General features: G+C 48.1%; 9 protein-coding genes. 6 read left to right on the top strand and 3 right to left on the bottom strand.

Annotated features, from left to right (window positions below):
• The first annotated feature begins 703 nt into the window (after positions 1 to 703).
• Entirely contained in the window at positions 704 to 949 is a 246-nt protein-coding gene (locus HUX64_RS19060) for a hypothetical protein (protein ID WP_217426392.1), read from the top strand.
• Positions 950 to 1,362: 413 nt separating this feature from the next.
• Here the strand turns inward: HUX64_RS19060 and HUX64_RS01495 are convergent, their stop codons facing one another.
• The gene (locus tag HUX64_RS01495) at positions 1,363 to 2,229 is read right to left on the bottom strand and encodes a YicC/YloC family endoribonuclease (protein WP_174624483.1); all 867 of its coding nucleotides are present in this window, start codon (positions 2,227 to 2,229) and stop codon (positions 1,363 to 1,365) included.
• Positions 2,230 to 2,439: 210 nt separating this feature from the next.
• Here HUX64_RS01495 and HUX64_RS20215 point away from each other — a divergent pair, with 210 nt between their 5' ends.
• From HUX64_RS20215 to HUX64_RS01515, 5 genes are all read left to right on the top strand, one after another.
• On the top strand, positions 2,440 to 2,631 hold the full coding sequence (locus HUX64_RS20215; RefSeq protein WP_343034361.1) for a hypothetical protein: 192 nt from the start codon (positions 2,440 to 2,442) through the stop codon (positions 2,629 to 2,631).
• A complete protein-coding gene (locus HUX64_RS20220) occupies positions 2,628 to 3,005 on the top strand; it encodes a hypothetical protein (RefSeq protein ID WP_343034362.1) in 378 nt (125 codons plus the stop codon). Before HUX64_RS20215 ends, HUX64_RS20220 begins: the two co-directional genes overlap by 4 nt.
• An 81-nt stretch (positions 3,006 to 3,086) precedes the next feature.
• The gene (rph, locus tag HUX64_RS01505; protein WP_174624484.1) at positions 3,087 to 3,809 is read left to right on the top strand and encodes a ribonuclease PH; all 723 of its coding nucleotides are present in this window, start codon (positions 3,087 to 3,089) and stop codon (positions 3,807 to 3,809) included.
• Between the two features lie 151 nt (positions 3,810 to 3,960).
• Positions 3,961 to 4,563, top strand: a complete 603-nt coding sequence (rdgB, locus tag HUX64_RS01510; RefSeq protein ID WP_174624486.1) for an RdgB/HAM1 family non-canonical purine NTP pyrophosphatase — start codon at positions 3,961 to 3,963, stop codon at positions 4,561 to 4,563.
• 717 nt (positions 4,564 to 5,280) lie between these two features.
• Positions 5,281 to 5,577 (top strand): hypothetical protein, encoded by a 297-nt coding sequence (locus HUX64_RS01515; RefSeq protein WP_217426393.1) that lies wholly within the window; start codon positions 5,281 to 5,283, stop codon positions 5,575 to 5,577.
• On the opposite strand, the gene HUX64_RS01520 is transcribed toward HUX64_RS01515, so the two are convergent.
• Together HUX64_RS01520 and HUX64_RS01525 are read right to left on the bottom strand one after the other, a co-directional pair.
• Positions 5,567 to 5,884, bottom strand: coding sequence for a transposase (locus tag HUX64_RS01520; RefSeq protein ID WP_174624485.1), 318 nt, complete (start codon positions 5,882 to 5,884; stop codon positions 5,567 to 5,569). The two genes, HUX64_RS01515 and HUX64_RS01520, sit on opposite strands and share 11 nt — an antisense overlap.
• Positions 5,847 to 6,074 (bottom strand): transposase, encoded by a 228-nt coding sequence (locus HUX64_RS01525; RefSeq protein ID WP_246246864.1) that lies wholly within the window; start codon positions 6,072 to 6,074, stop codon positions 5,847 to 5,849. The genes HUX64_RS01520 and HUX64_RS01525 overlap by 38 nt, the downstream gene beginning before the upstream one ends.
• Between the last annotated feature and the right edge of the window lie 155 nt (positions 6,075 to 6,229).

A 6,229-nucleotide genomic window follows, 5' to 3' on the forward strand; every position in this document is an offset into this window, starting at 1 on the left:
CGGCACTATCCAGTTCTTCCACAGTGAGTCGATCCGATACCTTTAAGGCGACGTGAGACATAGCATTTCTCCGGAAACTCAACCCTATTCAACTTAGACTCCGGAGATTTCATAAGATTCGTATAATTGGCATTTTGTGAATTTTTGTTGCCTCAGATTCAAGTCCTTTTTCTTTGGCGAATCTCTACGCAGGTCTAACTGGAAATCTAGGTATGTCTTTATTTTCCTTTGATGGATTGAATAATTAATTATCAGATAAAATCTGTCCGATAAGTTGAGAAGTGGATTATCGACTAACCTTTGTTGCCCATTTCTCAAAGTTTGGCACCAAATCAGCCCCTCGCGTCAAAATAATTGTCGCCTCAAATTTTCAGAGACTTTGAAATTTGAGATTAAAAAATGACCACCCTAAAACAGCAGTATTCTCGCGAGTTCAAAGAGCAAGCCCTGGCTGAAACCTCTGCCTAGCTGATCCTGAAAAAAGCTCCGGGCGCTGGTAGCGGGCGAGGTCGAATGACCTGCCTTCAGCAGCGCCAGACCCGGATTGAAGCGGTGGCCGAAGCCATCGGGACGTGCCCGCCAAGACCCAGCCTGTGCCGTGCCGGGTTTGAGTCCCCCACCTTGCAAGCTTGGCAAGCCGGTAAAACCCTGGACGAAGACGTGGACATATACGTCGCCGCCTGCATTGACCGAGGCTGAGCGAGTGCCTTCTGGCCGTGGCCAATTGCGCCGCATTTGCAGATTTGCCGCTCAGCCAGCCTCGCCTCAGGCCTTGAGTGCGGCCGCACCGAACCCACTCTACAGCGGGGAACTTACCTATCTGCCAACTGCCATCAAGGGCCAGTTTTGCTACCTCTGCCTGTTCCTCGATATGTTCACTCGCCAGATCATCGGCTGGCAGGTGTTTACAGAAGAAAGCAGCCATTACGCCAGCGCTGTTGCAGGTTAGGTAGGGGCGCAATAACCCTCGGCGCTGGAGCCAAAATACCCGGAACTGGAACACCACCCATACCGTAGCTTTAAATCCGGATCATGCCGAAACCCAAAACACCTCGCCCCAGGAGATTGTTAATTCCGATAAAATAGCCGCATAAAATTTTTACTTTGAGGCGACAGCCAGCTTGAAATTTTCCGCCTCGAAGTATTCACACTTTTTTATCCAAGCCTTTATTTGTATGTCTGTAAGTTTAGCCACAGTCTGCTTCTGTTTAAGTGTGTACCACCAAATTTGTGCAAATTATGCTAGTGGTACACCCTTATTATGCGCTTATGTGGGATTGGCTGCCACTGACAAAAACAAGAAAGCCGCGAAATTCGCGGCCTCCGGTAGGGTGATGGCTTAGGTTGGAATACTCTGAAACACTACTCAATGTTCTGTATCTGCTCGCGCATTTGCTCAATTAGTACTTTAAGTTCGATGGCGATTTGCGTCATTTCCTTGTCAGCCGATTTTGACCCTAAAGTATTGGCTTCACGGTTTAATTCCTGCATTAAGAAATCAAGCCGTCTGCCTATAGGCTCATTTTGATTGAGCACTCTCAATACCTCGGCAATATGCGTTTCCAATCGATCCAGTTCTTCCGTGATGTCCAGTTTTTGAGCCATAAAAACCAGTTCCTGCTCCAGGCGGTCGAAATCAGGTTCAGCGACCAGCTCGGTAATTTTATCGTTTAGTTTATTACGCAGCAGCAGCAGAACTTCCGGCATGCGTTTTCCGGCTGAGGCAACATATCCTTGCATTTTCAGGCAACGTTCCTCGACCAGAAGCTTCAGTTGTGCGCCTTCTCTTTCCCGCACTTCCAGCAGTTGTGCAAGCGTTTGTTTGACCAGCGCGGTAATGCCTTGACCAAGCTGCTCCTTATCAGTATTCGGCTCCTGCCGAATACCCGGGAACGCCAGCACATCCAGCGCCGAAAATGCCAGAGCAGTGGGCATTTTCTGCTCAATGGCGTCTGTCGCGGCCAGTAATGTAGCTACGGCATCCATGTTCACAATAAAATTTTGGCCGTCTTTGGCCTGTTCCTTATAAGTTAAGGTGCATTCAATCTTACCGCGATTGATTTTTTCTGCGACGACTGAACGAAGATCGGTCTCCATAAAGCGCAACCGCTCAGGCAATTTTAATGTGATGTCGCAGTAGCGGTGGTTCACCGAGCGCATCTCGCAGCTTATGGTTGAATTTCCGATGGCTGCCTCAGCGCCGGCAAAGGCTGTCATGCTTTTAATCATTTTTCACCTATATTTGCGGCTTTAACAGGACAAACAAAAAATGGCGCACTACTACGATCCTGAAACCTATCCCAAAGAGTGAAACTACCTTCAAACCGGCACTATTATAGACCAGTATGTGATTGAGCGGGAATTGGCGCAGGGCCGATTTAGTTCGGTTTATCTGGCCCGACAAACGGCGGATCGGTTCAGGTTGCCATTAAGGAATATTTGCCGCGAAAGCTGGCTCACAGAACCTGGAATAATATTGTGGTCGCGAACAGCGATGAAACCCAGCCTTTATTTCGGCGCGGCAGAACCCTGTTTTTTGAAGAAGCCAAGGCAGTGGCTGATATGAAGCATCCCAATATTGTTGAAGTTATCAATTTTTTGAAGCCAATTCCACCGTTTATATGGTCATGACTTATGATTACGGGGTAACGCTGGATAGGATTTTGAGCAGTAAAATGCTGACTATCCCACCAGCGTTTTTTTGCAGGTATTTAACTTCCGGCTGGCCGGCGTCGCCCATAGAGCAGCATAATCTGAATGCTGAATTAGGCCCCTGGACAGACCATTATGCAGCGGGCGCCAGCATGCGCGCCAGTCTTGATTATAAGATACCGGTTCCTGCTCAGGACAGGGTAAAAAAAGATACTTTGATACCTGCCGTCAGGGCGTTCAAACGAAAATTTCCGGAGCCTTTATTAAAAGCTATGGATTTGACAATGGAACTGCAGCCGGAAAGTCGCCCTCATCCGGTTTCGCAGTTGCAGCAGGCGCTTCTGCTAAAGTAATTATGAATATATTCATAATTCGAAAACCGGATAAATAACAGTTCAGGTATACTGTTCCGTTTTCATTTTGGCGAAACACACATGAGACCTAGCGGACGCAACCCTGATCAACTAAGAGAAATAAAATTCACCTGCGGCTTTACCAAACATGCCGAAGGTTCTGTCCTGGTTGAATTTGGCGATACCCGGGTAGTTTGTACCGCCAGCGTTGATAACAATGTACCCCGTTTTCTTAAAGGCAAAGGCGAAGGCTGGATTACCGCAGAATACGGCATGTTGCCGCGTTCCACGCACACCAGGATGGGGCGTGAAGCCAGCTACGGTAAGCAGGGCGGCCGCACTCTGGAGATTCAGCGACTGATTGGCCGATCCTTGCGGGCAGCAGTTGATTTAAAGGCTTTAGGTGAAAATACTATTATTATAGACTGTGATGTATTGCAGGCCGATGGCGGTACACGGACAGCTTCAATTACCGGCGGCTTTGTGGCCTTGTCATTGGCAACCCAAAAAATGCTCAAACGCAGACAAATCAAAACTAACCCCTTGCATGGGCAAATTGCCTCGGTTTCTGTGGGTATTTATAACGGCGTGCCGGTGCTGGATCTGGATTATGCTGAAGACAGTAATGCTGAAACCGATATGAATGTCGTCATGAATGATGCCGCTGCTTTTATTGAAATTCAGGGTACGGCGGAAGGGCATGCCTTTAGAAAGGAGGAGCTCGATGCCATGCTGGAACTGGCTGGTTTGGGCATTAAGCAATTACTGAAAAAGCAGCAGCTAGCTTTAGGCTGTGAAGCATGACATGTCCGCAATCACAACACCAGTTTGCAGCACAGGTTAACTTGGCTCAGCGTTGCCCTGGCCCGAAGCAAACTTGGGAGGACAGCCATGCATGACGAATCTGCCGGGAGCAGATTTGCATTTACCCGAAGAGTGCAGGGCAGGGACAGCCATGCATGACATCGTTCTGGCCAGCGGCAATCCCGGCAAGATCAGGGAAATTCAGTCGCTTCTTGGGGAATATTCCATCATTCCTCAGTCTGTGTTTAATATTGCAGACGCAGAAGAAACCGGGTTGACATTTATAGAAAACGCTATTTTAAAAGCAAGAAACGCGGCCCAGCACTGCAGCCTTCCGGCTATAGCCGATGATTCCGGTTTAGTCGTTGATGTCTTGAACGGAGCGCCGGGCGTGATTTCTGCCCGCTATGCTGGCATTGGCGCCAGCGACCGGCAAAATCTGGAAAAACTGTTGCATGAACTTGCCGGGGTTCCTGAACAACAACGCAGCGCGCGCTTTATTTGCATCATGGTGTACATGAAATATGCAGATGATCCGTTTCCGGTGATTGCCCAAGGGGTTTGGGAAGGCAGCATTTCAGATCATCCGGCCGGTGCAAACGGTTTTGGCTATGATCCGGTATTCTGGTTAGCGGAGCAAAATTGCACATCGGCTGAATTGCCGGCGGCGGTTAAAAATTCCCTGAGCCATAGAGGCCAGGCTTTAAGGCGTTTAACGGCATTTATCAAAGCCGCGCAATCCGCCGTTAGGTAGCGGTTCAGTTTGAAATTTGACCGCATGTATTTTTTTCTTGCTGCGCCATCTTAACAGCATGATAAATAAAACCAACTCACGAAAAGATTTTATCCAAACAGCATTGAATGTTTTCAGCAAGCTATTGGCGAAGCTGAGGCAGAAGAAGAACTGAAAGGAAAAAAGCCGATAGACAAAAATGTGGGCTTGAAGGCGGTTCAGCTCGAGCCTAAAAGCTCACGCCAGAAGGACGATCAGAGATTGCTAAAAAGGCGGCTAGGGCTCGGTGGAAAGAATCTGACAATAGCTAATTTGCTATCCTTAGTTTTACTCCATTATCTTGCTGAATTTTTGGATTGAAAAAATCATCTGTTAGATTAGCCAATTTTTTTCTAATCCTCCTGGGAATGAAATTTCTTCTAAGAAGTGGCTTGCAGACAAGATTCCTTTGGAGTCCCATAATTCATAACTCTCTTCGTTGTTATTGATTCCTCGCGCTTTAATGCATCATCTAATGGTTCTTTTTTCCTAAAGAAGATTGAAAATCACATGCACGCTATCAGCCTGTATTTTATGTTTTATAACTGCTGTAAAATCCATATATGGCTTAGGTTTAGCCCAGCAATGCGGAGGGCATTACCGGTAAGGTTTGGGAATTAACAGATATTGTTAACCTTATTCCTGAGCCAGAGCCTAAAAAACGCGGTGCTTATAAAAAGAAAGAAAGATAAATATTAAATGCTAAGTTTTATAAAACCAGCGGTTGCTGAAAAACAAGTTATTTCTAAAGAAAGAGTTACCGATCATAGGGAAGTTTATACTAATAAACGTGAAGTTAACGCCATGCTTGATCTGGTGGCACAAGAAACCGAAAGGATTGATTCCCGTTTTCTTGAGCCAGCTTGCGGTACGGGCAATTTTTTGACGGAAATCCTGGAGCGTAAGCTCAAGGTTGTAAAGTCGCGATATGCCAAAAATCAACCAGAGTCTGTTGATAATCAGGCCAGCCCTATAAAACTGGCAGTCAGGCAATAAAGGCGGAATAACGCGAAGCCGGCTTTGCGTACCTTGCTGCAGGCCGTCGGAACTGTTTGACTCGGCAAAAGAAGCGTTCGTCCCAGCTACGGTTTTTGTACGGGTGCCGGTCAAATTCCCGTTGTTGTTGACGGTTGCTTTTCCAAGAGATAACCGCCTTGGCCTGGCTTTCTTCGAGATTCTCCAGCACACTCTCAGCCTCCCAGGCCTTGTCGGCGCCTGGCGCACCCGCCAGAATGCCATCCACTAAACCAATGGCTGGCGTGACATCAGGCGTTTGTCCACCCGTCAAGCACCACTTTGTCATGGGTGGGCCTCACCATCGTGCCGTCAATGGCTATCTCTTCAAAATCAGCGTCCTTGCACAACTCAGCAGATAGCCGTTGCCAGACTCCGGCATCCGGGCAGCGGGCTAACCTTTTGTAAGGGCTGTTCCAAGCCCCCGACTTGTCGGGCAGGCCGCGCCAGGGTGAACCCGGCCTGGCTCTCCACAGCACGGCTTACACAAACCGCCTCTTGTCCGCTGCCGTCTGGCCCCGGTCGCTCTTGTTGCCCGGCACCCTCTGTTCAATACCTTTCCACGGGTCATCGTGCCATACTTTTCTTACCAGTAGCCCACCTGTTCAATCAGCTGGCATAATTATCCCCTATT

Origin of the sequence: Candidatus Methylobacter favarea (assembly GCF_902806695.1) — a bacterium.
Lineage (GTDB): Bacteria > Pseudomonadota > Gammaproteobacteria > Methylococcales > Methylomonadaceae > Methylobacter_B > Methylobacter_B favarea.